Raw genomic sequence first — 24,516 nt, 5'->3', positions numbered from 1 at the left:
GGCTGAGTGAGGACAGGCCCGGGATGAACCGCCAGGTCAGGGCCACACGGGGATTGCTGCCCCAAATGGGTGCGCCCGGCAGGTATCTGCCGGGCGCCGCGCCGAGGTACGAGACGTACTCACGCAGATGATGGATCACACATAGGCCGAATGATCCAGACGAAGTGGATCAGACGGTGACGGGGCCGGGATCAGGCGAGCGCGACGAGGTCCCGGTAGTCCGCGCCCCACAGGTCCTCGACACCGTCCGGCAGCAGGATGATGCGCTCCGGCTGAAGCGCCTCGACCGCTCCCTCGTCGTGCGTGACGAGGACGACCGCGCCCTTGTACGTACGCAGTGCGCCGAGGATCTCCTCGCGGCTGGCCGGGTCGAGGTTGTTCGTCGGCTCGTCCAGGAGCAGCACATTGGCGGAGGAGACCACCAGGGTCGCCAGCGCGAGACGGGTCTTCTCGCCGCCGGAGAGGACGCCGGCGGGCTTGTCGACGTCGTCGCCGGAGAAGAGGAACGAGCCCAGCGTCTTGCGGACCTCGACGAGATCGAGGTCCGGCGCCGCGGAGCGCATGTTCTCCAGGACCGTGCGCTCCGGGTCGAGGGTCTCGTGCTCCTGGGCGTAGTAGCCGAGCTTGAGCCCGTGACCCTCGATGACCTCGCCGGTGTCGGGCCTCTCGGCACCGCCGAGGAGCCGCAGCAGCGTGGTCTTGCCCGCACCGTTGAGGCCGAGGATGACGACCCGGGAGCCCTTGTCGATGGCGAGATCCACATCGGCGAAGATTTCGAGAGAGCCGTACGACTTGGAGAGGCCCTCCGCCATCAGGGGGGTCCTGCCGCACGGCGCGGGCTCGGGGAAGCGCAGCTTGGCGACCTTGTCGGAGACCCGGACGGCCTCCAGACCGGAGAGCAGCCGCTCGGCGCGCTTGGCCATGTTCTGCGCGGCGACGGTCTTGGTTGCCTTGGCGCGCATCTTGTCGGCCTGCGAGTTGAGGGCCGCGGCCTTCTTCTCGGCGTTCTGCCGCTCGCGCTTGCGGCGCTTCTCGTCGGACTCGCGCTGCTGCTGGTAGAGCTTCCAGCCCATGTTGTAGATGTCGATCTGCGAGCGGTTGGCGTCGAGGTAGAAGACCTTGTTGACGACCGTCTCGACGAGCTCGGTATCGTGGGAGATCACGATGAAGCCGCCGCGGTAGGTCTTGAGGTAGTCGCGCAGCCAGACGATCGAGTCGGCGTCGAGGTGGTTCGTCGGCTCGTCGAGCAGCAGGATGTCGGCGTCCGAGAACAGGATGCGGGCCAGCTCGACGCGGCGGCGCTGACCGCCGGAGAGTGTGTGGAGCGGCTGTCCGAGCACCCGGTCGGGCAGGCTGAGCGCGGCGGCGATGGTGGCGGCCTCGGCCTCGGCGGCATATCCGCCCTTGGTGAGGAACTCCGTCTCCAGGCGCTCGTACTTCTTCATCGCCTTCTCACGGGTGGCGCCCTTGCCGTTCGCCATCCGCTCCTCGTTCTCGCGCATCTTGCGCAGGATCTCGTCGAGACCGCGGGCGGAGAGGATGCGGTCGCGGGCGAGTACGTCGAGGTCGCCGGTGCGCGGGTCCTGTGGGAGGTAGCCCACCTCGCCGGATCGGGCGATGGTGCCGCCGGCGGGGTTGCCCTCGCCTGCGAGGCACTTGGTGAGGGTGGTCTTGCCCGCTCCGTTGCGGCCGACGAGACCGATGCGGTCACCCTTGGCGATACGGAAGGAGGCGGACTCGATGAGGATGCGGGCGCCGGCGCGCAGCTCGATGCCGGAAGCGGTGATCACGGTAAAACTCCAGGGCGTATGGACGGCGGACGGGGCGAGGGCGGAGGTGTCTCGACGCCGCCTAATGCACAGGGAGAATTGCCATACGGGTCATTCTACTGGCGGTGTGCAACTGCTTTTCCGCATGCGCTCACGGCACTTGCCGAAAACTCGCTCAGCGCTGCCGCTCCACTCCACCGTGCGACCAAAAAGGCGCATCACGGTGTGAACTACCCAATACTCGGCGGAGGTGGTGAGACCACCACGGCCGGAGCAGAGGGTGGTGCCCATGCAGTTCGACGACGACGCCGATCTGGACACGTCCGAGGTCCAGGATGTGCGTGGCAGCCGCATCCCCGGCGGCAAGGCCACCGTGGGCGGTGGCATCGCCGGTCTCCTCGCACTGATCCTGGGACTGCTCTTCGGCCTCGGCCCCGATCAGCTCGGCCTGTCGTCCGGCGGCTCGGGCACGACGGCGACCGCGTCCTCGGCGGCGCAGGTGCAGCAGTCCTGCCGGACCGGACAGGACGCGAACACCAGGGAGGACTGCCGGATCGTCGCGGTGGTCAACAGCGTGCAGGACTACTGGGGGCAGGAGTTCCGGCGGCGCGGCGGGACGTACACGGATGCCCGGACGGTCCTGTTCACCGACCGGGTCGGCACCCCGTGCGGCTCCGCGACCTCGGCGGTCGGGCCGTTCTACTGCCCGGGTGACCGGCAGGTCTATCTGGACCTGGGTTTCTTCGACGAGCTGCGGACGAAGTTCGGCTCCAGCGGCGGCCCGTTCGCCCAGGCGTACGTCGTCGCCCATGAGTACGGGCACCATGTGCAGGACCTCATGGAAACGCTGAGCCGCTCGCAGGACGGGCAGACCGGTGCGAACAGCAACGCGGTCAAGGTGGAGCTGCAGGCGGACTGTTACGCCGGGGTCTGGGCGCATCACGCGACGACCACGCCCGACGAATCGACCGGGCGGCCGCTGATCACCTCGTTGACACAGGCGGACATCCGGGACGGACTCGACGCGGCGGCCGCTGTCGGCGACGACCGGATCCAGGAGAGGTTCCAGGGCCGGGTCACACCTGAGTCCTGGACGCACGGCTCGGCCGCGCAGCGGCAGCAGTGGTTCACCACCGGCTTCCGCAGCGGAGACATGGCCGATTGCAACACCTTCCGCTGAGCCGGGCCGTTGGCAGCCGGGCCGTCCGAGCCGGGCCTCCCGAGCCGAGTCGAGCCGTTGTCAGCGGCCGGTGGAAGACTGAGATGCAGATCACAGAAGCAGGTCACGGGAGTACGAGAAGGGGTGAGCGCGATGGCAGGCGCACCGGCCGGCGTTCCGACGATCTATCCGACGATTCTGTACGACGACGCGAAGGCCGCGATCAGAACGCTGACGGAGGGCCTCGGCTTCACCGAGGAAGCGGTGTACGAGGGCGAGAACGGCGCGGTGCTGCATGCGGAGCTGTCCTGCGGCAACGGCAGGGTGATGCTGGGCTCCAAGGGCCGCGAGGGTGTCTTCGCCAAGGCGATGCAGGGCGCGGGCCCGGCCGGTGTCTACGTCGTGGTGGACGAGGTCGATGAGCACCACGCCCGGGCCGTGGAGTACGGGGTGGAGATCCTGATGCCGCCCACGGACCAGGACTACGGCTCCCGCGACTTCATTGCGCGGGATGCGGAGGGCAATGTATGGAGCTTCGGGACGTACGCGCCGGGGTCGGCGGACTGACGGGCGATCGGCCGGACGGGCTTGGGGCCAAGCCCGTCCGACGCGGACTCACGCGGGCTACGCACCGCCCGTGTGCACCTGGAACGCGGCCCGGCGCACCGCTTTGGCCAGCGCGGGGTCCGGGTGCGCGGCGGCCAGGGCCACCAGGACCTGCACGGTGCGCGGGTGGCCGACTGCCCGTACCTCGTCCAGCAGCGCCGGCACCGTGCCCTGGACGGCCGAGTCGAGATGGCGGACCAGCAGTCCGGTCTCGCCGTGGTCCGCGACGGCCGCCGCGGTGTCGACCCAGAGCCAGGTGGCTTCCTCGCGGCTGAGGACGTCCTGGGCGTCCTCGGGGTCCGTTCCGCCGTACTCGGCCAGCCACAGCAGCGCGTAGGGGCGCAGCGAGGGGTCGTCCACGACGGAGCGCACCTCGGGCTCGGCGGGTGCGCCGACGACCCGGAGCGCCTCGAAGGCGAGTCCGCGCAGCAGTGCGTCCTCCCCGCGGGCGACGCCGAGGAGTTCGGCAACGGCGCTGCCGACGGGGCGGGCGGCGAGCCAGGCTCGGTATTCGGCGCGGGCCGGGCCGGGGGTGAGCCGGGCGCAGCCGAGCAGCATGTCTGCGGCGGACTGCTCGATGTTCCCGGCCGGACTCTGGGCCGCGACGCAGATCTGTTCCAGCTTGACCCAGACCGCCCAGTTGCCGAGCGGGGTGAGGGTGGCCTGTCCGGCGCCGAGGGTGAGCGCGCCTACGGCGGCCAGTCCCTCGAGGGCCCAGTCGAGAAGGAGGGCGACCAGGGCTGCGGGGTGTGCCGCGGGGGCGGATTCGGCCGGTGCGGGCGGCGCCTGCGGCCCGTACGGCACCTCGCAGCGCTCCTCGTGGAGTTCCGCGACACGCTGACCGAGAAGGTCCAGGAGGGCGGGCACGGTGACCGGGCCCGCCGAGAGCTGGAGGAGGGAGAGCACCTGCGGCACGGCCTCGACGGCCTCCGCGACCGCGGTGGACTCGATGCCCTCGGGCGCGGGGTGGACGAGCGACCAGGCGTCGAAGAGCGCCACCCAGCCGCGGAGCACGGCGGAGTCGTCGCGGTCCCAGGCGCGCAGCCGCCAGCCGGGGCGTGCGGTGTCGCCGTGCAGTTCGACCAGACCGGCGAGCCGGGCCCGGTCCCAGCCGGAGCGCACCTGGGCCGGGGACAACTCCAGGGCTGTCGCGGCCCGTTCGAGGGCCTGGGCGGCCAGGGGCGGCGCGCCGGGGATCGCGCCGTCGGCTGCCCAGCGGGCGATCCGTACGGCGTCGGCGAGGGCCGTCCTGGCCTGGCGGGCCAGTTCCGCCCTGGGTGGGGTGCCCTCCGGGGGGCGGGGAGCCGGCCTGGTGCGCCGGGTGGTCACGGCCTTGCGAGCGGTGGCAAGGGGTCGCGGGCGGACAAGTCGCAGCCTGGAGTCGCGCGGGGTACGGGACGTCACGGGGAGCAGTCTTGCCCCTGACGGGCCGAAAGCCCAAACGGAACCCGAATTCGCGGTGGAAGGGGGTGGCGGGCGGGGTCCGGCACCAATCGGCCGATCCCTCGCATCAGGTCACATCAGGGGGGTGAGGAAGCGGCGCAGGGCCTCTTCGTAGTGGACCGGGTCGGCATTCCACATCGCCGCATGCGGAGCCTGCGGTACGGCGCGCAGGGCGATCAGGTCCGGGCGGCGGGCGGCGAGATCGCGGGACGGCTGCCAGGGGGCCAGGGTGTCGTCCGGGCCGTGGAAGATCAGGGTCGGGACATGCAGCGCCGTGGCGAGGGAGCCGTCCAGGAGCCGGGCGCCGCGCAGCCCGGTCTGCCCCTGGGCTGCGCGGACGGCGAGCGGCAGCAGTGCGGTCGGGACACCGCGGGCGACGGCCAGTGCGCGCAGTGTGGTGACCCAGTCCAGGACCGGGGAGTCGAGGACGAGACCGCAGATCCGGTTGCGGAGCGCGGAGTTGACGGCCGCGTGCAGCGCCATCGAGGCGCCGGTGGACCAGCCGTGCACGACGACCTTCTCGGCTCCGTACCGCACGGCGAAGCGGACCGCGGCGTCCAGGTCGCGCCATTCGGACTCGCCGAGGTGGGCGAGGCCGTCCGGGGAACGCGGGGCTCCGGCGTCGCCGCGGTAGGCCAGGTCGAGCACGGGAAGGCGCAGATCGTGCAGGAACTCCATGACGTTCATGGGGTGTTCCCTGGTGGTGCCGAGGCCGTGCACGGTGATGACCCAGGTGTCGCGGGGGCCGGGCAGGAACCAGGCGGGCAGGGGGCCGAGTTCGCCGGGGATCTCGACTTCCATGTGATCGAGTCCGAGGGCCGACGAGGGGTCGCCGCTGTGCAGCTGCGGGGTGATGCGGACCTCGGCGCCGGTTTCCAGGCTGCCGCGGTTGACTCGTTGCAGTCTGCGGACGACGGTGTCGGGGGCGTGGCGGGCGTGTTCGATCACCGGGCCGACGACGGCGTGGACGTCGTCGCCCTCCAGTCCGTACGTACCGGGCCGCAGGGCGGCGAAGGAGCGCGTCAGGGTGACCTGCCCGGCCGCTGTGGCGTGCACGGTGAGTCTGCGGTCGGCGGGGAGCGGTCGCCCGGACGGCACCCTGAGGGCGGCGTCGCTGGCGTACCGGCCGGCCGCGACCGTTGCCGCACCGACGCCGAGAATCGTGGTGACGGCTGCTGCCGTGACTGTTGCCGGGCGCACCGCTTCAGTGTCGTGGGGTGCGCCGCACCCTGCCAGTGGACGGCGGCCGTCCGGTGCCCCGCCGGGGGCCGGACGGACGGATGGGACGGGACAGCCGGAACAGCGGGGGCAGGCAGGGGTCGGGTCAGCCCGGTTGTCCGTATCCCTTCAGTGCCTCCTGTACGTCGCGCAGCTGGGCCGGGGAGAGCAGGGTCGGGGCGTGTCCGGGGACGGAGCTTGCGGTGAGCCAGAGCCGGCAGAGCCATTCCAGCTGGGCGGTCCTGTCGTACGCCTCGTCCAGGGTCGCTCCGTAGGTCACGGTTCCGTGGTTCTGGAGCAGGCAGCCCGTACGGCCCTGCAGAGCGGCGAGCATGTTCTGCGCCAGCTCCTCGGTCCCGTAGCGCGCATAGGCCGCGACCCGGACGGGGCCCCCGAGCATGGCGGCGGCGTAGTGGACCGAAGGGACCTCGGGAACCAGGGTGGAGACGGCCGTGGCGTGCACCGCGTGGGTGTGCACGACGGCTGCCGCGTCGCTGTTCCGGTAGACCGCGAGATGGAGCGGGAGTTCGCTGGTCGGGGCCAGTTCGCCGAGGATGCGGTTGCCTTCCAGATCGACGCCGACGGCGTCCTCGGGGCGAAGCCGGTCGTACGGCACTGCGCTCGGGGTGACCAAGACCGTACCGCCGACCCGTGCGGACACATTTCCCGAGGTCCCGACGACGAGGCCGTCCGCCGCCGTCCTGCGGGCGGTGGCGACGACACCGTCCCAGGCACGTTCGATCGCGTCCCGTTGCTGATCGCTCATGCGGAGATCCTGTCAGCCCTGGAGGTGAACGGGCATGCGATCGGCGGGACAAGTCACAATCCGGAGAAGTTCACAAAGGGGATGGCGGGGGGCGAACCGGGCCCGAATCGACCCTGCGCCCGGCCCACACCACCCTGCGAGGGACAAACTGAACGCACCGACTCCAGTTGGAGTCACCGTAGCGCCCTGCCCAGTTCACCTTCCGTTCATCCAGGTTGCCTACGGTCCACGTGCCAATGACGTCGAGCGATTGCCTGGGTAAATGGAACACATCACGCTGCTGCTCGCGATTGTGATCGTGACAGCTCTAGTGTTCGATTTCACGAACGGTTTCCATGACACCGCCAACGCGATGGCGACCACCATCTCGACCGGTGCACTCAGACCGAAGACAGCGGTGGCCATGTCCGCCGTTCTCAACCTCGTCGGCGCGTTCCTGTCGGTCGAGGTCGCCAAGACGATCTCCGGCGGGATCATCAACGAGGACGGGCTGCGGACAGAAGTCATCTTCGCGGCACTCGTCGGCGCCATCCTGTGGAATCTGCTGACCTGGCTGGTCGGACTGCCGTCCAGTTCCTCGCACGCCCTGTTCGGCGGTCTGATCGGCGCGGCCGTGATGTCGGCGGGCTGGTCGTCGGTCAACGGCGGCACCGTCGTCACCAAGGTGCTGCTCCCCGCGGTCGCCGCCCCGATCGTCGCCGGTCTGGCCGCGCTGCTGGCCACCAGGCTGACGTACCGGATCGGCGGGAAGATCCGCAACGACGCCCAGGAGAAGGCCACTGCCAAGGGCTACCGCGCCGGCCAGATCGCCTCGGCCGGACTGGTCTCCCTCGCCCACGGCACCAACGACGCGCAGAAGACCATGGGCATCATCACCCTGGCCCTGGTCACCGGTGGCGTCCTGCACCCCGGCTCCAACCCGCCGGTCTGGGTCATCGTCTGTGCCGGTACGGCCATCGCACTCGGCACCTACCTGGGCGGCTGGCGCATCATCCGCACCATGGGCAGCGGCCTCACCGACCTCAAGCCGCCGCAGGGCTTCGCCGCCCAGACCAGTGCGGCCACGGTCATCCTGGCCTCCTCGCACCTCGGCTTCTCCCTCTCCACCACCCAGTCCTGCTCCGGCGCCGTGATGGGCGCGGGCCTCGGCCGCCGGGGCGGCGTGGTCCGCTGGTCCACCGCCACCCGGATGTTCGTCGCCTGGGGTCTGACACTGCCGGCCGCGGGCCTGGTCGGCGCGGGCGCGGAGCTCCTCACCAAGCAGGGCACCTGGGGTGTCGTCGTCGTCGCGGCGCTGCTGGTCGTCGGCTCCGGGGCGATCTGGCTGGTGTCGCGCCGCAAGCCGGTCGGCCACGGCGATGTCGCCCCGACGGGCGGCGAAGCCGAGCCCGCGGGCATCGTCACCACGGCCATCGCCGCCGTCAGCCCGCCGCTCACCGTGGCCCAGGCAGCGGCCCAGGACCTCAAGACCACCATTCCGGCTCCGGCCGGAACCGCCCAGGACCCGGCGCGACCCGCCACCGTCTAGGCCAGCCGCCTAGGCAGGCCGTCTAAGGATTCAGCATGAACATCGACTGGGCAGCCCTCGGCTCCGTCTTCGGCGTCTCCCTCGTCGTCACCGTCGCGCTGGTGGGTTTCTTCACCCTGGGCATCGTCGGTCTCTCCAAGCAGCCCGAACCGGCGGCGCAGGGCGGCTCCGGCGGCTCACTGCTGCTGGCCCGCGCCGGCGCCTACGTCTGCTTCGCGCTGTGCGCTGCGGCGGTCGCGTACGGGATCTATCTGATCGTCGCCTGAGCCCTCCTCCGCGCACTCCCCTCGTCGGGCCGGACACACCTCGTGTGTCCGGCCCGTCGTGGTGTGCCCGGCCCGATGTGGGGCTCAGCACACTGCACCGTCGCAGGTCAACGGCAAGTTGACGGGCGTTCGCGGAGCGTGGTGGACTGCCGGAGCCAATTACGGCGACAGCAGAGGAAGCCGGTGCGAATCCGGCGCGGTCCCGCCACTGTCACCGGGGAGCAGTCCCCCACACCGGAAGTCACGGCACGCGCGAGCGGGTTGGAAGGCCGGGGGAACTGCGGATCCGGGAGCCAGGAGACTCTCGTCGCCGGTCACGTCGAACCAGGGCGCGGACCCTGAGTGAGGACATATCGCCATGCCTGGCTGCCGTGCGTCCGTTGCTGTGGCGCTCTCGACGAGAGCCGCCTGTACGAAGGTCCTTCGAGGCGTAACGGCCGGTTGAGCCGTGCGTGCCGACCGCGTCTTCGCGTACGGCGCCACGGCCGGTCTGATCGGCGATCTGCTGCTCGGTGACCCCCGCAGGGGACATCCGGTCGCCGCCTTCGGGCGGGCCGCGGCGGGCGTCGAACGGCGTCTGTGGCGCGACCACCGCGGGTGGGGCGCCCTGCACACCCTGGTCTGCGCCGGAGGCGCTGCGGGTGGTGCCGCGCTGATCACCCGTGCCGTACGCCGTCATCCCGCCGCCTCCGTCGCACTGACCGCGGCCGCCACCTGGTCCGTCGTCGGCGGTACGTCCCTGGGGCGTGAGGCCCGGGCGATCGGCGGCGCCCTGGCCGCCGGTGACATCGAGTCGGCCCGCGAGCGGCTGCCGCATCTGTGCGGGCGCGACCCGTACTCCCTCGACGGACCGCAGATCGCCCGCGCCGTGGTGGAGTCCGTGGCCGAGAACACCTCGGACGCCGTGGTCGGCGCCCTGGTGTGGGGTGCCCTGGCCGGTGTGCCCGGGCTCGTCGGCTTCCGGGCCGCCAACACCCTCGACGCCATGGTCGGCCACAAGTCTCCCCGCCACCGGCGCTACGGCTGGGCCTCGGCCCGCCTCGACGACCTCGCGGGCTGGCCCGGCGCCCGGCTCACAGCCCTGCTCGCCGTGGCCGCCGGGGGGCGGCCACGTGGAGCGGTACGGGCGTGGCGGGCCGACGCGGCGAAGCACCCGAGCCCCAACGCGGGCCCGGTGGAGGCCTCGTTCGCGGGTGCGCTCGGCGTACGGCTCGGCGGGACCCTCGCGTACGGCGGCCGGATCGAACACCGCCCCGTCCTCAACGGGGAGACGGGCCGGGCGGTGGAGACCGAGGACATCGAACGCGCGGTACGGCTGTCGCGCCGAGTGAGTGCGCTGGCCCTCGGCGTGTGTGTGGCGGGACGACTGGGTGCGGGCCTCGCCGCACGACGGATCGCAGGACTTCGGTCCGAAGGACTTCAGGTCACAGGACGTCGGATCGCAGGACGGAGACGGACATGAGCGGCGGGCTGCTGGTCGCCGGAACCACCTCGGACGCGGGCAAGAGCGTCGTCACGGCGGGCATCTGCCGCTGGCTCGTGCGCCAGGGCGTGAAGGTGGCGCCCTTCAAGGCGCAGAACATGTCGCTGAACTCGTTCGTCACCCGCGAGGGTGCCGAGATCGGGCGCGCCCAGGCCATGCAGGCCCAGGCCGCCCGGGTGGAGCCCACCGCGCTGATGAACCCGGTCCTGCTCAAACCCGGTAGCGACCGCTCCAGCCAGGTCGTCCTGATGGGCAGACCGGTGGGCGAGATGAGTGCACGCGGCTACCACGGTGGCAGGCAGGAAGCGCTTCTCGGCACGGTCGTGGACTGTCTGGAGCAGCTTCGGGGCACGTATGACGCAGTGATCTGCGAGGGGGCGGGCAGTCCGGCCGAGATCAATCTGCGGCGCACGGACATTGTGAACATGGGCATCGCACGGGCGGCACGCTTCCCGGTGGTGGTCGTCGGCGACATCGACCGCGGTGGCGTCTTCGCCTCGTTCTTCGGTACGACGGCGCTGCTGGACGCCGAGGACCAGTCGCTGATCGCCGGCTACCTCGTCAACAAGTTCCGCGGCGACGTGTCGCTGCTGGAGCCCGGCCTGGAGATGCTGCGCGGGATCACCGGGCGGCAGACCTACGGGGTGCTGCCCTTCGCCCACGGCCTCGGCATCGACGAGGAGGACGGTCTGAGGCCCGCTTTCAAGAACAGCACAGCGCTGCGCGGAGCCGTACGCGAATCGGTCGTCGCGCCGCCGCACGGCGACGACGTGCTGCGCGTCGCGGTGTGCGCCGTACCCCTGATGTCGAACTTCACCGATGTGGACGCACTGGCCGCCGAACCGGGCGTCGTCGTCCGGTTCGTGGACCGCGCCGAGGAGCTGGCCGACGCCGACCTCGTCATCGTGCCGGGCACCCGCGGCACCGTGAACGCGCTGGCCTGGCTGCGCGAGCGCGGCCTCGCCGACGCCCTGGTGCGGCGTGCCGCCGAGGGCCGGCCGGTCCTCGGCATCTGCGGCGGCTTCCAGATCCTCGGTGAACACATCGAGGACGACGTCGAGTCGAGGGCCGGGCACATCGACGGCCTCGGCCTGCTGCCCGTTCACATCCGCTTCGACCGCGAGAAGACCCTCGCCCGCCCCGTCGGCGAGGCGCTCGGCGCCCCCGTCGAGGGGTACGAGATCCACCACGGCGTCGCCGATGTACGCGGCGGCGAACCGTTCCTGGACGGCTGCCGGGTCGGCGCCGTGTGGGGCACCCACTGGCACGGCTCGCTGGAGAGCGACGAATTCCGCCGCCGCTTCCTGACCGAGGCCGCGCGGGCCGCCGGCCGGCGCTTCGTCCCCGCCCCCGACACCGGCTTCGCCGCGCTGCGCGAGGAACAGCTCGACCGCCTCGGCGACCTCATCGAAGAACACGCGGACACCGACGCGCTGCTGCGGCTCATCGAGTCGGGCGCACCGTCAGGACTTCCCTTCATCGCCCCCGGAGCACCTGGAGCACGCGCATGAACGCCCCTATGAGCACTGTGCTGTTGCTGTCGACCGCCGACACGGACCTCCTCGCCGCCCGCGCCTGTGGCGCGCCGTACCGGATCGGCAACCCCACCCGCATCGACGCCCACGAGGAACTCCCCGCCCTGATCGAGGGTTCCTCCGTCGCCGTCGTCCGCCTCCTCGGCGGCAAGCGCGCCTGGGAGGACGGGCTGGCCGTCCTCAAGGCATCGGGCATCCCCACCGTGCTGCTGGGCGGCGAGGCCGTGCCGGACGCGGAGCTGATGGCCGAGTCGTCCGTACCCGCCGGTGTCGTCGCCGAGGCGCTGCGCTACCTCGTGGAGGGCGGCCCCGGAAACCTCGTAGAACTGGCCCGCTTCCTCTCCGACACCGTCCTGCTGACCGGCCACGGCTTCGCCGAGCCGCAGAAGATGCCCGAGTGGGGTCTGCGCGGCAGCCGCGAGTTCACCGAGGGCCGCCCGACCGTCGGCGTGCTCTTCTACCGGGCGCACCAGCTGTCCGGGAACACCTCGTTCGTGGACGTCCTCTGCGACGCGATCGAGGCCCGTGGCGCCAACGCCCTGCCCGTGTACTGCGGTTCGCTGCGCGGCGCGGACGCCGGTCTCTACGAACTGCTCGGCAGGGCCGACGCCCTGGTCGCCACGGTGCTCGCGGCAGGCGGCACCCGTGCGTCGGACGCCTCCGCCGGGGGCGACGACGAGGCCTGGGACATCGGCGCGCTCGCCGATCTGAACGTCCCTGTGCTGCAGGGGCTGTGCCTGACCTCCGCGCGCGCCGCGTGGGACGCCTCCGACGCCGCGCTCTCCCCCATGGACGCCGCGATGCAGGTCGCGATCCCCGAGTTCGACGGCCGTCTGATCACCGTCCCGTTCTCCTTCAAGGAGCAGGGCCCCGACGACGTACCGGTGTACCGCGCCGACCCCGAACGGGCCGCGCGCGTCGCCGGAATCGCGGTGCGCCACGCGGTCCTGAAGCACAAGCCGAACGCCGAGAAGAAGCTCGCCCTCGTCTTCACCGCCTACCCCACCAAGCACTCGCGCGTCGGCAACGCCGTCGGTCTGGACACGCCCGCATCGGCGGTGCGGGTCCTCGACGCCCTGCGCGACGCCGGTTACGGAGTCGACGGGCACCCCGACAACGGCGACGAGCTCATCCACCGTCTCATCAACGCCGGTGGCCACGACGTGGAGTGGCTGACCGAGGAGCAGCTCGCGGCAGCCCCCGCGCGTGTGCCGCTCGCCGACTACCGGGCCTGGTTCGACAAGCTGGAACCGGAGCTGCGCGACTCGATGCTGGAGCACTGGGGCGAGCCGCCGGGTTCGCTGTACGTGGACGGGGACGACATCGTCCTCGCCTCGCTCCGGTTCGGGAATGTGGTGGTGCTGATCCAGCCGCCGCGCGGCTTCGGCGAGAACCCGATCGCGATCTACCACGACCCGGACATGCCGCCGTCCCACCACTACATGGCGACGTACCGCTGGCTGGAGAACTCCTTCGGCGCGGATGCCGTCGTCCACATGGGCAAGCACGGCACGATGGAGTGGCTTCCGGGCAAGGGCCTCGGCCTGTCGGCCGGTTGCGGCCCCGACGCCGTGCTCGGCGAACTGCCGCTGATCTACCCGTTCATCGTCAACGACCCGGGCGAGGGCACCCAGGCCAAGCGCCGTGGGCACGCCACGGTGGTGGACCATCTGGTGCCACCGATGGCGCGCGCCGACACCTATGGCGACCTGGCCAAGCTGGAGCAGCTGCTCGACGAGTACGCGCTGGTCAGCGATCTCGACCCGGCGAAGGCCCCGTCGGTGCGGGCGCAGATCTGGACGCTGGTGAAGGCCGCCGAGCTGCACCACGACCTCCATGTCGACGAACAGCCCGGCGACGACGACTTCGACTCGTTCGTCATGCACATCGACGGCTACCTCTGCGAGATCAAGGACGTTCAGATCCGGGACGGCCTGCACATCCTGGGCGGCGGTCCCGTCGACGAGGCGCGGGTCAACCTGGTGCTGGCCGTGCTGCGCGCCTCCCAGGTATGGGGCGGAACGGCGAACGCGCTCCCGGGGCTGCGGGCGTCGATCGCCGAGCACTTCGGGCTCAGCGAGAAGGAGTTGCTGGCCGAGCCCGGCGCTGCGGTGAAGGTGCCGGTCGAGCTGACCGAACTGGTCGACGGCCCGGCGCGCACCGGTGCGGATGCGATCGACCTGCTGGAGCAGCTGTGCCGCCGGCTCGCTGAGGGCATGGAGGAGCGCGGCTGGGACATCACGGCTGCGACTGGGCTGGTCCAGGACGTACTGCGCGTCGAACTCCCGGATGCGGTGGCCGTGCTGGGCTTCGCGTGCGAGGAGGTCGTACCGCGTCTGGCCCGGACGACGGACGAGATCGACCACATTCTGCGGGCACTGGACGGCGGCTTCGTACCGGCCGGCCCGTCCGGATCGCCCACGCGCGGGCTCGTCAATGTGCTGCCGACGGGCCGCAACTTCTACTCCGTGGACCCGAAGGCGATTCCGTCCCGGCTGTCGTGGGAGGTCGGGCAGTCGCTCGCCGACTCCCTGATCGCCCGGTATCTCGCCGACACGGGCGACTACCCGAAGTCGGTCGGCCTGACCGTGTGGGGCACCTCCGCCATGCGTACCCAGGGCGACGACATCGCGGAGATCCTCGCGCTGCTCGGCTGCCGGCCGGTGTGGGACGACGCGTCGCGGCGGGTGACCGGGTTCGAGGTCGTGCCCGTGAGCGAGCTGGGGCGCCCGCGCATCGATGTGACCGTGCGGATCTCCGGGTTCTTCCGCGATGCGTTCCCGCATGTGGTGGGGCTGATCGACGATGCGGTACGGACGGTTGCGGAGCTGGACGAGCCCGCGGACGCCAACTACGTACGGGCGCACGCCGACGAGGACACGGCGGAGCACGGCGACCGGCGTCGGGCGACGGCACGCGTCTTCGGGTCGAAGCCGGGGGCGTACGGGGCGGGGCTGCTGCCGCTGATCGACGCGCGGAACTGGCGCAGCGACGCGGATCTGGCCGAGGTGTACGCGGTGTGGGGCGGTTACGCGTACGGGCGCGGGCTCGACGGGCGGGCGGCGCGCGGGGACATGGAGACGGCGTTCCGGCGGATCGCGGTGGCGGCGAAGAACGTCGACACGCGTGAGCACGACCTGGTCGACGCGGACGACTACTTCCAGTACCACGGCGGCATGGTCGCCATGGTGCGGCATCTGACCGGCGAGTCGCCCGAGGCGTACGTCGGTGACAGCGCCACGCCGGACCAGGTGAAGACGCGGACACTGGGCGAGGAGACCCACCGGGTGTTCCGGGCGCGGGTGGTGAACCCTCGGTGGATGGCGGCCATGCGGCGGCACGGGTACAAGGGTGCCTTCGAGATGGCCGCGACCGTGGACTACCTCTTCGGCTACGACGCCACGGCGGGGGTCGTCGACGACTGGATGTACGAGAAGTTGTCGGCGGAGTACGTCTTCGACGAGACCAACCGGGACTTCATGAAGACGTCCAACCCCTGGGCGCTGCGCGGTATTTCGGAACGGCTCCTGGAGGCGGCCGAGCGGGGGCTGTGGGCGGAGCCGGACGCTCAGACGCTGGAGCGGCTGCGGGCCACGTACCTGGAGCTCGAGGGCGACCTGGAGGGAGACGAGTGAGCGGCGTGCGCACGCCTGCTGTCCGGGGGCTCCGTCCCCGGACCCCCGCTCCTCGAACGCCGGAGGGGCTGACATCACGCCGTTCACCCAAGGAGGCATCGTGAGTACGCCGTACCCCTTCACCGCCATTGTCGGGCAGGACGATCTCCGGCTCGGGCTGCTGCTGAACGCCGTCTCGCCCGCCGTCGGCGGCGTGCTGGTGCGCGGCGAGAAGGGCACCGCCAAGTCCACCGCCGTGCGTGCGCTCGCCGCGCTCATGCCGGAGGTTCCCGTGGTCTCCGGGTGCCGGTTCTCGTGCGACCCGGCGTTGCCCGATCCGGCGTGTCCCGATGGCCCGCATGAGGCCGGGACCGGCGTGTCGCGGGATGCGCGAACGGTCGAGCTTCCCGTCGGCGCGTCCGAGGACCGGCTCGTCGGGGCGCTCGACATCGAGCGGGCGCTCGCCGAGGGCGTGAAGGCGTTCGAGCCGGGGCTGCTCGCCGATGCGCATCGCGGGATTCTGTACGTCGACGAGGTCAACCTGCTCCACGACCACCTCGTGGACCTGCTGCTGGACGCGGCCGCCATGGGCGCTTCGTACGTGGAGCGCGAAGGCGTCTCCGTACGGCATGCCGCGCGCTTCCTGCTCGTGGGGACGATGAACCCCGAAGAGGGAGAACTGCGGCCGCAGTTGCTCGACCGGTTCGGGCTGACCGTCGAGGTCGCCGCGTCCCGCGAGACCGATCAGCGGGTCGAGGTCGTGCGGCGGCGTCTCGCGTACGACGACGATCCTGCGGGCTTCGCCGCCGAGTGGGCCGCCGAGGAAGGCGCGTTGCGGGCCCGGATCGTTGCCGCGCGTGCGCTGCTTCCCGGAGTGCGGCTCGGGGACGGGGCGTTGCGGCAGATCGCGGCCACCTGCGCGGCCTTCGAGGTCGACGGGATGCGCGCGGACATCGTGATGGCACGGACGGCCACCGCCCTGGCGGCGTGGGCGGGACGTACGGATGTGCTCGCCGAGGATGTGCGGCAGGCCGCTCTGCTCGCACTCCCCCACCGGCGTCGGCGCAATCCCTTCGACGCGCCGGGCCTGGACGAGGACAAACTCGACGACACGCTGGAGCAGAACAGCGGCGAGGACGACGATCCGGACCCGGACGGCCCCGGAGGCGGCGGCCGGCCCCCGCAGGGCGACGGCCCCGACACGCCGCCGCAGCCCGAGAGCGAGGCGGGCGACACGCCCGCGCAGTCCGTTCCCGAGCAGGGGCAGGGACAGCAGTCTTCCGGGAGCGGCGAGCAGCAGCCCGTACGCGCCGGTGAGCCGTTCCGTACGAAGATGCTGAGCGTGCCGGGTCTGGGCGAGGGCGCGGCGGGGCGGCGGTCCCGGGCGCGTACCGAGCACGGGCGTACGACCGGTGCGCGGCGCCCGCAGGGCGCCCTGACCAAACTGCATCTGGCCGCGACCGTGCAGGCCGCTGCCCCGCATCAGCGGACGCGGGGGCGGACGGGGCGGGGACTGGTGGTCCGGCGGGACGATCTGCGGCAGGCGACCCGGGAGGGACGCGAGGGAAACCTCGTTCTCTTCGTGGTGGACGCGTCCGGATCGATGGCTGCCCGGCAGCGTATGAGTGCCGTGAAGGGTGCGGTCCTTTCGCTGCTGCTGGACGCGTATCAGCGGCGGGACAAGGTCGGGCTGATCACCTTCCGGGGCAAGGATGCCGAGGTGGTGCTGCCGCCGACGTCGTCGGTGGACGCTGCGGCGGCACGGCTGGAGATGCTGCCGACAGGTGGGCGTACCCCCGTGGCGGCCGGGCTGTTGAAGGCCCATGACGTGCTGCGGGTGGAGCGGCTGCGTGATCCGTCGCGGCGGCCGTTGCTGGTCGTGGTGACCGACGGGCGGGCGACCGGCGGGCCCGAGCCGGTGGCGCTGGCGTCGCGGGCGGCGCGGTTGCACGAGGTCGAGGGCACCGCGTCCGTCGTCGTGGACTGCGAGTCGGGGCCCGTACGGCTCGGTCTCGCGGGAAGCCTCGCGCGCGATCTGGGGGGCACCGCCGTCACGCTCGACGAACTGCGGGCCGACTCGATCGCCGGGCTCGTCAAGAACGTTCAGGGAACCAGCAGGAGGGCCGCGTAATGCCGCAGGGACAGCCGACCACCGTGCCGGACGACGGGCTCACGACCCGTCAGCGCCGCAACCGCCCGCTGCTGGTGGTGCACACCGGCATCGGGAAGGGAAAGTCGACGGCGGCCTTCGGGCTCGCGCTGCGCGCCTGGAATCAGGGGTGGCCCATCGGGGTCTTCCAGTTCGTCAAGTCGGCGAAGTGGAAGGTCGGCGAGGAGAACGCGCTGAAGGTCCTCGGGGCCAGTGGCGAGGGCGGCTGCGTCGCCTGGCACAAGATGGGCGAGGGCTGGTCGTGGGTGCAGCGCGACAAGCAGCTGAACAACGAGGAGGCGGCGCGCGAGGGCTGGGAGCAGGTCAAGCGCGACCTGGCCGCCGAGACGTACCGGCTGTACGTCCTCGACGAGTTCGCGTACCCGATGCACTGGGGCTGGGTCGACACCGATGAGGTGATCGAGGTGCTGCGGAGCCGTCCCGGTACGCAGCATGTGGTCATCACCGGGCGCAACGCGCCCCAGAAGCTGGTGGAGGCCGCCGACCTGGTGACCGACATGTCGAAGGTCAAGCACCCGATGGATGCCGGTCAGAAGGGTCAGCGGGGCATCGAATGGTGAGGGGCCCGCGGTGAACGTTCCGCGTCTGGTGATTGCCGCTCCCTCGTCGGGGAGCGGCAAGACGACCGTGGCCACGGGGCTGATGGCGGCCTTCGCGGGGCGGGGACTTGCCGTGTCCGCGCACAAGGTCGGCCCCGACTACATCGATCCCGGCTATCACACGCTGGCCACGGGGCGGCAGGGGCGCAATCTCGACGCGTACATGTGCGGTCCTGAACTGGTCGCTCCACTGTTCGCGCATGGGGCGCGCGGCTGCGATCTGGCGGTCGTCGAGGGCGTGATGGGGCTGTACGACGGGGCGTCGGGGCAGGGCGAGCTGGCGTCGACCGCTCAGGTCGCGAAGCTGCTGCGGGCGCCTGTGGTGCTGGTGGTCGACGCGTCGTCGCAGTCGCGGTCCGTGGCCGCGCTGGTGCACGGCTTCGCCTCATGGGATCCGCAGGTGCGGATCGGCGGCGTGATTCTGAACAAGGTCGGCTCCCAGCGGCACGAGGTGCTGTTGCGGGAGGCGTTGGACGAGTCGGGGGTTCCGGTGCTGGGGGTGTTGCGGCGGGCCGAGCAGGTGGCTGTGCCGTCGCGGCATCTGGGGTTGGTGCCGGTGGCCGAGCGGCGGGGCGACGCGGTGGGCGCTGTCGCGGCGATGCGGGGGCAGGTGGTGGCGGGGTGCGATCTGGAGGCGCTGATGGCGTTGGCACGGTCTGCACCTGCGGTGCCGGGTGAGGTGTGGGATGCGGTGGGCGCCTGCGGCGGGGCTGTTCCCCTGCCCGTGGGTGCGCCGAAGGGGCCGAATGTGGTCGCTGTCGCTGCCGGGGCGGCGTTCACCTTTTCCTACGCCGAGCACACCGAGCTGCTTGCCGCCGCCGGGGCCGAAGTCGTGCCGTTCGACCCGTTGCGGGACGAGGCGTTGCCCGAGGGCACTCGGGGGCTGGTCATCGGTGGCGGATTTCCGGAGGTGTACGCGTCGGAGCTGTCCGCCAACGAGGCACTGCGCAGGGCCGTTGTCGAGCTGGTGGAATCCGGGGCTCCGGTGGCTGCCGAGTGTGCGGGGCTGCTCTATCTGGCGCGTTCGCTCGACGGGCTGCCGATGTGCGGAGTCCTCGATGCCGAGGGGCGGATGTCCGAGCGGCTGACGCTCGGTTACCGGGAGGCCGTGGCGGTCTCCGACAGTGTGCTGGCGGCGCCCGGGACGCGGGTGCGCGGGCACGAGTTCCACCGGACCGTGCTGGAACCGGGCGCCGGGGCCGAACCGGCGTGGGGTCTGCATCAGCCGGAGCGCCGTGTGGAGGGGTTCGTACAACAGGGCGTGCACGCGAGTTATCTGCATACACATTGGGCTTCTGCGCCCGGTATGGCCCGCCGATTCGTTGAGAGGTGCAAGGGATGAACCACGGTCACGGTACGAGCAGGCTGGTCGGCGTCGGTGTCGGGCCCGGTGACCCGGAGCTGGTGACCGTCAAGGGTGTGAACGCGCTGCGTGGTGCCGCGGTCGTCGTCGTACCGGTGATGGACACCGGTGAGCGGGGGCGGGCCGAGGCGACCGTCCTGCATTACGTGGCGGCCGACAAGGTCGTACGTGTGGTGTTCGCGCTGAATGAGCGGACGGACCGGGCTCGCCGGGAGGCGGCGTGGGACGCGGCGGGTGAGCGGGTCGCGGAGCTGCTGCGTACGCATGGTTCGGTGGCGTTCGCGACGATCGGCGACCCCAATGTGTACTCGACGTTCACATATCTCGCGCACACGATGGGTGAGCTGCTGCCGGGTACGGCCGTGGAGACCGTTCCGGGGATCACGGCCATGCAGGATCTGGCCGCCCGCAGCGGTGCGGTGCTGACGGAGGGCACGGAGCCGTTGACGCTGGTACCGGTGACCGCCGGGGCCGCGGTGCTCAAGGAGGCTCTGAAAGGTCCCGGGACGGTCGTCGCGTACAAGTTCGGGCGGCTGGCCGCGGAGGTGGCCACGGCACTGCGTGAGACGGGGCGTATCGAGGACGCGGTGTGGGGTTCGGCGCTCGGGCTGCCCGAGGAGTCGATCCGGCCGGCGGCGGAGCTGGCCGAGGGCCCGTTGCCGTATCTGTCGACGCTGATCGCGCCCGCGCCGCGCGACGGCGGGCGGGGCGGGAAATTGTGAGGCGCCCGGGTGCGGCGCGGTGGTCAGTCCGCGATGCCCACCACGAGCCAGATGAGGCCCACCCCGGCCACCGTGCACAGCAGCGTGGAGCGGGCCGGGTGTTCGTGGTGTGCCTCGGGGAGGATCTCGGCGGCGGCCAGGTAGAGCAGTGCGCCGCCGAAGAAGCCGAGATAGCAGCCGAGCGGTTCCTCCGGAAGGGTGAACAGCAGCGTCGTCGCCGCACCCACGAGCGGGGCCACGGCGTCCGCGAACAGCATGAGCACGGCCCTGCGGCGGGCGTTCCCGTACAGGCTGGTGATCGTGTAGGTGTTGAAGCCGTCGGCGAAGTCGTGCGTGATGACGGCGAGGGCGACGGCGGTTCCCATGCCGGCGCCCACCTGGAAGGCCGCGCCGAGCGCGACACCGTCCATCAGGCTGTGGCCGACCATCGCCGCCGCTGCTGTGAGTCCGACCTGCGGCACCCTCTCCTCGCCCGCGCCGTGTGCCGCCTGGCGTACGGCGAGCAGACGCTCCACCAGGTGGGCGACGAGGAAGCCACCGACGAACAGCAGCAGGGCCGCCGGGACGCCGAAGACCGGATTGCCCGCGGCGTCGATCGCTTCCGGCAGCAGGTCCAGGCCGACCACGCCGAGCATCAGTCCGCCGGCGAAGCCGAGCACCAGGTGGCGGCGGTCGGTGACGCGTTGGGCGACCCAGCCGCCGGCCAGGGTCATCAGGAACGCGCCGAGCGCCACGAACACCGCCATGCGCTCTTGCTAGCCGATTGACCCCGGTGCGCGCATCTCACCGCGCCCTGCCGTCCACCCCACCTTTCTGTCCCGTTTTCCCGTTTTTCCCCGTTTCCCGAAAGGACCCCGTCCCATGTCCGAAGCAGTCGACGCAGCCGGCACGGTCGCCGCGCCCACCCACGGCAAAGTGACGTTCGTCGGTGCCGGCCCCGGCGCCGCCGATCTGCTGACCTTCCGGGCGGCGCGGGCCATCGCGGATGCCGACATCGTCATCTGGGCGGCCAGCCTGGTGCAGGCGGAAGTTCTGGAGCATGCGCGGGAGGGCGCGGAGATCCTCGATTCGGCGCAGATGTCACTGGAGCAGGTCGTCGCCGTGTACGGACGCGCGGCCGCAGAGGGGCTGAAGGTGGCCCGTATCCACTCCGGCGACCCGGCGCTGTGGGGCGGCACGCAGGAGCAGGTCGACCGGTGTGCCGGGCTGGGGGTCGCGGTCGAGATCGTGCCGGGGGTGTCGTCGTTCTCGGCCGTCGCGGCGATCGCGCAGCGGGAGCTGACGATTCCGGAGGTCGCGCAGTCCGTGATCCTGACCCGTCTCGGTGGCGGCAAGACGCCGATGCCGCCGGGCGAGGAAGTACGGGAATTCGCGCGCCACGGCACGACGATGGCGCTGTTCCTGTCGGCCGCCCGGACCGGGCAGCTCACCCAGGAGTTGCTGGAGGGCGGCTATCCGACATCGACGCCGGTCGTGATCGCGTACCAGGCGACCTGGCCTCAGGAGCTGATCCTGCACTGCACGATCGAGACCCTGGAGGAGACGGTCAAGGAGCACAAGCTCTGGAAGCACACCCTCTTCCTGGTCGGCCCGGCGCTTTCGGCTTCGGGGACACGCTCGCACCTCTACCACCCAGGGCACTTCCACGGTTTCCGCAAGGCCGACAAGGCGGCGCGGGCCGAACTGCGCGCCCAGCGGTCCGGCTCATGATCCGAGTCTTCGGTACGGGGACGGGCGAGCCGCTCGGTCCCGAGGCCCAGGACGCGCTGGCCGTGGCCACGTTGGTGGTCGGCGCCCGGCGCCATCTGGAGGCCGCGCGGCCGGCGGAGCAGGTCGAGCGCATCGTGCTCGGTCCGCTGGCGCCGGCGCTCGACCGGATCGCGGAGCATGCGCACGGGGGCGGGGCGCGGGTGGTCGTGCTGGCCTCCGGTGACCCCGGATTCTTCGGGATCGTACGGGCGCTGGCCGATCGTTTCGGGGCGAGCGCGCTCGATGTGCGGCCGGGTTCGCCTTCCGTCGCGGTCGCGTTCGCCCGGCTCGGGCTGGCTTGGGACGACTCGGTCGTGGTCAGTGCGCACGGCCGCGACCCGCGTACCGCGGTGAACGCATGTCTGGCGCACCCGAAGGTGGCCGTCCTGACCGGGCCCGGCGCCGGGCCCGCGGAGCTGGCGGCCGGGCTGGTGCACGGAGCCGAGGGGCGCACCCTGGTCGTGGCGACGGCGCTCGGCGATCCGGAGCGGGAGCGCATCGAGCGGCTGACCCCTGCCGAGGCGGTGGCCCGCGACTGGCCGGATCCGGTGAGTGTGGTGCTGTGTCTGGACGAGTCCCGGGTGCTCTCCCCGGTACGGACCGTCGCTGGGCCGCCCGCGGGGCCCGGCCGGTGGGCGCTGGACGAGACGGAGTTCGAGCACCGCGACTCGATGATCACCAAGTTCGAGGTGCGCGCGCTGGCGCTGGCCCGGCTGGGACCGCGCACCGGTGACCTGGTGTGGGACATCGGTGCGGGTTCGGGTTCGGTTGCGGTGGAGTGCGCGCGGCTCGGCGCGGCCGCCGTCGCCGTGGAGAAGACCTCGGACGGGGTCGAGCGGATCAGGGCGAACGCGGCCGCGCACGCGGTGTATGTGCGTGCGGTGCACGGCTCCGCGCCCGCCGTGCTCGACGGTCTGGACGACCCGGACGCGGTGTTCATCGGGGGCGGCGGGCGTGAACTGCCCGCCATCGTGACGGCGTGCGCCCGGCGGGTGCGGCGCTCGGTGGTGGTGGCGCTGGCGGCGCTGGACCGGGTGCCTCAGGTGCGTGCGGCGCTGGCCGGTGCCGGGCTCGTGCCCGAGGGAGTGCTGCTGCAGTCCTCCCGGCTGGCGCCGCTGCCCGGTGAGGTGACGCGGCTCGCCGCGACCAACCCGGTCTTTCTGCTGTGGGGCACCCGCCCCGCGGTCCGTAGTGAAGGAGCAACCCATTGACATCCTCCCCTCCCTAAAAGGAGGGGATTCCTGGCTCACGTTGGCTGCGGACCGGCGGTCCGTCAGCTCTTACACGATCAGCACCAGCCGGGTTGAGACCAGCCCGGACGAGCATCACGCGTGCGGAGTTCTTGTCCCTGGGGGATACGGCTCCGCACGCGGTGCACGAGTAGGTTCGTTCTGAGAGAGGTAGTGCGTGCTTGGTTCTCGCTCCGCACTGCGCGCAGTCCATGGTGGTGTGCGCGGGGTGGACAAGGTGCACGGGCCGACCGTGCTTGCGGCCCATTTCGATCAGGGCCGTCTTGGTCGCGCCGATCGCGGCGTCGGCGGCCTTTCGGGCCATGGTGGACTTGGCGAGGAACTTCGGCTTGAAGTCCTCGACCGCCAGCGCGTCGTGGTCGCGGACCACGGCCTTGGCCCACTTGCGGGCAGTGTCCTGCCGCTGCCGGGCCACCTTCTTGTGCAGCTTGGCGGCCTGCCGCTGCGCCTTGCGGTAGCCCTTCGACTGGGCCTTGCCCCGGGGCGCGCGGCGTCGGGCCATCATCCGCTGGTAGCGCGCGAGGCCGCCGGCGGCTTTCTTGCCGTACTCGGCGTGGGGCAGGTCATGGTCATCGGACGTGGTGGTGGCCGTCTCCTTCACGCCCCAGTCGATCCCGATCACCGCACCTGTGGAGGGCAGCACCTCGGTGGCGGTGGGGACGACGAAACTGGCGTACCAATGCCCGAGGCGGTCCCGGTACACGCGCACCGACGACGGCGGCTCGGGCAGATCGCGCGACCACACCACGGTCAAGCTGATACCCCCGGCCAGGTGCAGGCGACCGTCCTTCAACCGGAAGCCGCGCTGCGTGTAGTTGAGCGTGGGGTCCGTCTCGTGCTTCTTCTTGTACTTCGGCATCCCGGCACGCTGTCGCATCGGCAACCGGGCCTTGATGTCCTTGAGCGCCTTGGCCCGGGACTTGCCGAAGTCGCGGATCAACTGCTGCTGCGGAACGCTGCTGCCCTCACGCAGCCAGGACATCGCGGTCCGGGCCTCGGTCAGCATCTTGTCCAGCCTGGCCGGGCCGCACTTCTCATCCTCGGCATGGGCCTTCTTCGACCGGGCGCAGCTCTCGTTCCAGATCCACCGGCACCGCGCCCACTCCGCTTCCAGCGCGGCGCCTGCGGTGGACGACACACGAAGCCGGTAGGTGTACCGGGCATGCCCGGCATTCTCCCCGCTCCGCGCTCCCGTCGTCATGACCCCCAACCTAGCCGCCCCCACTGACAACGAAAGAAAGCACAGGTCAGAGCAGATGTGCAACGAACTCCGCCG

The 24,516-nt window shown here is 71.4% G+C and carries 19 protein-coding genes and 1 riboswitch; of the genes, 13 read left to right on the top strand and 6 right to left on the bottom strand.

Features of this window, described 5'->3' with window-relative positions; all coding sequences use genetic code 11:
• Window positions 1-191: 191 nt before the first annotated feature.
• The gene (locus NRF20_RS34100) at window positions 192-1,790 is read right to left on the bottom strand and encodes an ABC-F family ATP-binding cassette domain-containing protein (RefSeq protein ID WP_413753864.1); all 1,599 of its coding nucleotides are present in this window, start codon (window positions 1,788-1,790) and stop codon (window positions 192-194) included.
• Window positions 1,791-2,058: 268 nt separating this feature from the next.
• Here NRF20_RS34100 and NRF20_RS34095 point away from each other — a divergent pair, with 268 nt between their 5' ends.
• Both NRF20_RS34095 and NRF20_RS34090 read left to right on the top strand, forming a co-directional pair.
• Window positions 2,059-2,949, top strand: a complete 891-nt coding sequence (locus NRF20_RS34095) for a neutral zinc metallopeptidase (RefSeq protein ID WP_398632290.1) — start codon at window positions 2,059-2,061, stop codon at window positions 2,947-2,949.
• A 132-nt stretch (window positions 2,950-3,081) separates the two neighbouring features.
• Window positions 3,082-3,495: a VOC family protein gene (locus NRF20_RS34090; protein ID WP_413753863.1), complete on the top strand. Its 414-nt coding sequence runs from the start codon at window positions 3,082-3,084 to the stop codon at window positions 3,493-3,495.
• A gap of 57 nt (window positions 3,496-3,552) precedes the next feature.
• Here the strand turns inward: NRF20_RS34090 and NRF20_RS34085 are convergent, their stop codons facing one another.
• From NRF20_RS34085 to NRF20_RS34075, 3 genes are all read right to left on the bottom strand, one after another.
• Window positions 3,553-4,863, bottom strand: coding sequence for a hypothetical protein (locus NRF20_RS34085; protein ID WP_398632330.1), 1,311 nt, complete (start codon window positions 4,861-4,863; stop codon window positions 3,553-3,555).
• Window positions 4,864-5,049: 186 nt separating this feature from the next.
• Window positions 5,050-6,177 carry an alpha/beta hydrolase gene (locus NRF20_RS34080; protein WP_398632288.1) on the bottom strand — a complete coding sequence of 376 codons (1,128 nt, stop codon included), beginning with the start codon at window positions 6,175-6,177 and terminating at the stop codon, window positions 5,050-5,052.
• A gap of 124 nt (window positions 6,178-6,301) precedes the next feature.
• Window positions 6,302-6,961 (bottom strand): class II aldolase/adducin family protein, encoded by a 660-nt coding sequence (locus NRF20_RS34075; protein ID WP_398632287.1) that lies wholly within the window; start codon window positions 6,959-6,961, stop codon window positions 6,302-6,304.
• A 262-nt stretch (window positions 6,962-7,223) separates the two neighbouring features.
• On the opposite strand from NRF20_RS34075, the gene NRF20_RS34070 reads away from it, so the two are divergent.
• From NRF20_RS34070 to cobI, 9 genes are all read left to right on the top strand, one after another.
• Window positions 7,224-8,489, top strand: coding sequence for an anion permease (locus NRF20_RS34070; RefSeq protein WP_398632286.1), 1,266 nt, complete (start codon window positions 7,224-7,226; stop codon window positions 8,487-8,489).
• Between the two features lie 35 nt (window positions 8,490-8,524).
• Window positions 8,525-8,755, top strand: coding sequence for a hypothetical protein (locus NRF20_RS34065; protein ID WP_114243854.1), 231 nt, complete (start codon window positions 8,525-8,527; stop codon window positions 8,753-8,755).
• Window positions 8,756-8,927: 172 nt separating this feature from the next.
• Window positions 8,928-9,059, top strand: a riboswitch (cobalamin riboswitch).
• 144 nt (window positions 9,060-9,203) lie between these two features.
• A complete protein-coding gene (locus NRF20_RS34060; protein ID WP_266362435.1) occupies window positions 9,204-10,217 on the top strand; it encodes a cobalamin biosynthesis protein in 1,014 nt (337 codons plus the stop codon).
• Window positions 10,214-11,749 (top strand): cobyric acid synthase, encoded by a 1,536-nt coding sequence (locus tag NRF20_RS34055; RefSeq protein WP_398632285.1) that lies wholly within the window; start codon window positions 10,214-10,216, stop codon window positions 11,747-11,749. Before NRF20_RS34060 ends, NRF20_RS34055 begins: the two co-directional genes overlap by 4 nt.
• 8 nt (window positions 11,750-11,757) lie before the next feature.
• On the top strand, window positions 11,758-15,408 hold the full coding sequence (gene cobN, locus NRF20_RS34050) for a cobaltochelatase subunit CobN (protein WP_413753862.1): 3,651 nt from the start codon (window positions 11,758-11,760) through the stop codon (window positions 15,406-15,408).
• Window positions 15,409-15,508: 100 nt separating this feature from the next.
• Window positions 15,509-17,518 carry a putative cobaltochelatase gene (locus NRF20_RS34045; protein ID WP_413753861.1) on the top strand — a complete coding sequence of 670 codons (2,010 nt, stop codon included), beginning with the start codon at window positions 15,509-15,511 and terminating at the stop codon, window positions 17,516-17,518.
• Window positions 17,518-18,117: a cob(I)yrinic acid a,c-diamide adenosyltransferase gene (cobO, locus tag NRF20_RS34040; protein WP_398632283.1), complete on the top strand. Its 600-nt coding sequence runs from the start codon at window positions 17,518-17,520 to the stop codon at window positions 18,115-18,117. Before NRF20_RS34045 ends, cobO begins: the two co-directional genes overlap by 1 nt.
• Complete coding sequence (locus tag NRF20_RS34035) at window positions 18,080-19,498, top strand: cobyrinate a,c-diamide synthase (RefSeq protein ID WP_398632282.1); 1,419 nt, start codon at window positions 18,080-18,082, stop codon at window positions 19,496-19,498. Before cobO ends, NRF20_RS34035 begins: the two co-directional genes overlap by 38 nt.
• On the top strand, window positions 19,495-20,241 hold the full coding sequence (gene cobI, locus NRF20_RS34030) for a precorrin-2 C(20)-methyltransferase (RefSeq protein WP_398632281.1): 747 nt from the start codon (window positions 19,495-19,497) through the stop codon (window positions 20,239-20,241). Before NRF20_RS34035 ends, cobI begins: the two co-directional genes overlap by 4 nt.
• Window positions 20,242-20,264: 23 nt before the next feature.
• On the opposite strand, the gene NRF20_RS34025 is transcribed toward cobI, so the two are convergent.
• Window positions 20,265-20,987 (bottom strand): ZIP family metal transporter, encoded by a 723-nt coding sequence (locus NRF20_RS34025; RefSeq protein ID WP_398632280.1) that lies wholly within the window; start codon window positions 20,985-20,987, stop codon window positions 20,265-20,267.
• A gap of 115 nt (window positions 20,988-21,102) precedes the next feature.
• Between NRF20_RS34025 and cobM the strand changes: the two genes are divergently transcribed.
• Window positions 21,103-21,951 carry a precorrin-4 C(11)-methyltransferase gene (gene cobM, locus NRF20_RS34020; RefSeq protein ID WP_413753860.1) on the top strand — a complete coding sequence of 283 codons (849 nt, stop codon included), beginning with the start codon at window positions 21,103-21,105 and terminating at the stop codon, window positions 21,949-21,951.
• Window positions 21,948-23,201: a precorrin-6y C5,15-methyltransferase (decarboxylating) subunit CbiE gene (gene cbiE / locus NRF20_RS34015; protein WP_398632279.1), complete on the top strand. Its 1,254-nt coding sequence runs from the start codon at window positions 21,948-21,950 to the stop codon at window positions 23,199-23,201. Before cobM ends, cbiE begins: the two co-directional genes overlap by 4 nt.
• Window positions 23,202-23,214: 13 nt before the next feature.
• Here cbiE and NRF20_RS34010 read toward each other — a convergent pair whose 3' ends face one another.
• Entirely contained in the window at window positions 23,215-24,441 is a 1,227-nt protein-coding gene (locus tag NRF20_RS34010; protein ID WP_413753859.1) for an RNA-guided endonuclease InsQ/TnpB family protein, read from the bottom strand.
• Between the last annotated feature and the right edge of the window lie 75 nt (window positions 24,442-24,516).

This window comes from Streptomyces sp. R-74717, assembly GCF_047305335.1.
Lineage (GTDB): Bacteria > Actinomycetota > Actinomycetes > Streptomycetales > Streptomycetaceae > Streptomyces > Streptomyces atratus.
Note: the sequence above shows the minus strand (reverse complement) of the source record. Positions and strands in the feature narration are given on the sequence as shown.

What these genes read in the sequence shown, in the direction of transcription:
- cbiE (WP_398632279.1), top strand. Translation starts at nt 21,948, where the DNA reads ATGATCCGAGTCTTCGGTACGGGGACGGGCGAGCCGCTCGGTCCCGAG.
- cobI (WP_398632281.1), top strand. Translation starts at nt 19,495, where the DNA reads ATGAACCACGGTCACGGTACGAGCAGGCTGGTCGGCGTCGGTGTCGGG.
- NRF20_RS34025 (WP_398632280.1), bottom strand. Translation starts at nt 20,987, where the DNA reads ATGGCGGTGTTCGTGGCGCTCGGCGCGTTCCTGATGACCCTGGCCGGC.
- NRF20_RS34090 (WP_413753863.1), top strand. Translation starts at nt 3,082, where the DNA reads ATGGCAGGCGCACCGGCCGGCGTTCCGACGATCTATCCGACGATTCTG.
- NRF20_RS34065 (WP_114243854.1), top strand. Translation starts at nt 8,525, where the DNA reads ATGAACATCGACTGGGCAGCCCTCGGCTCCGTCTTCGGCGTCTCCCTC.
- cobN (WP_413753862.1), top strand. Translation starts at nt 11,758, where the DNA reads ATGAGCACTGTGCTGTTGCTGTCGACCGCCGACACGGACCTCCTCGCC.
- cobM (WP_413753860.1), top strand. Translation starts at nt 21,103, where the DNA reads ATGTCCGAAGCAGTCGACGCAGCCGGCACGGTCGCCGCGCCCACCCAC.
- NRF20_RS34070 (WP_398632286.1), top strand. Translation starts at nt 7,224, where the DNA reads ATGGAACACATCACGCTGCTGCTCGCGATTGTGATCGTGACAGCTCTA.
- NRF20_RS34055 (WP_398632285.1), top strand. Translation starts at nt 10,214, where the DNA reads ATGAGCGGCGGGCTGCTGGTCGCCGGAACCACCTCGGACGCGGGCAAG.
- NRF20_RS34095 (WP_398632290.1), top strand. Translation starts at nt 2,059, where the DNA reads ATGCAGTTCGACGACGACGCCGATCTGGACACGTCCGAGGTCCAGGAT.
- NRF20_RS34035 (WP_398632282.1), top strand. Translation starts at nt 18,080, where the DNA reads ATGCCGGTCAGAAGGGTCAGCGGGGCATCGAATGGTGAGGGGCCCGCG.
- NRF20_RS34075 (WP_398632287.1), bottom strand. Translation starts at nt 6,961, where the DNA reads ATGAGCGATCAGCAACGGGACGCGATCGAACGTGCCTGGGACGGTGTC.
- cobO (WP_398632283.1), top strand. Translation starts at nt 17,518, where the DNA reads ATGCCGCAGGGACAGCCGACCACCGTGCCGGACGACGGGCTCACGACC.
- NRF20_RS34010 (WP_413753859.1), bottom strand. Translation starts at nt 24,441, where the DNA reads ATGACGACGGGAGCGCGGAGCGGGGAGAATGCCGGGCATGCCCGGTAC.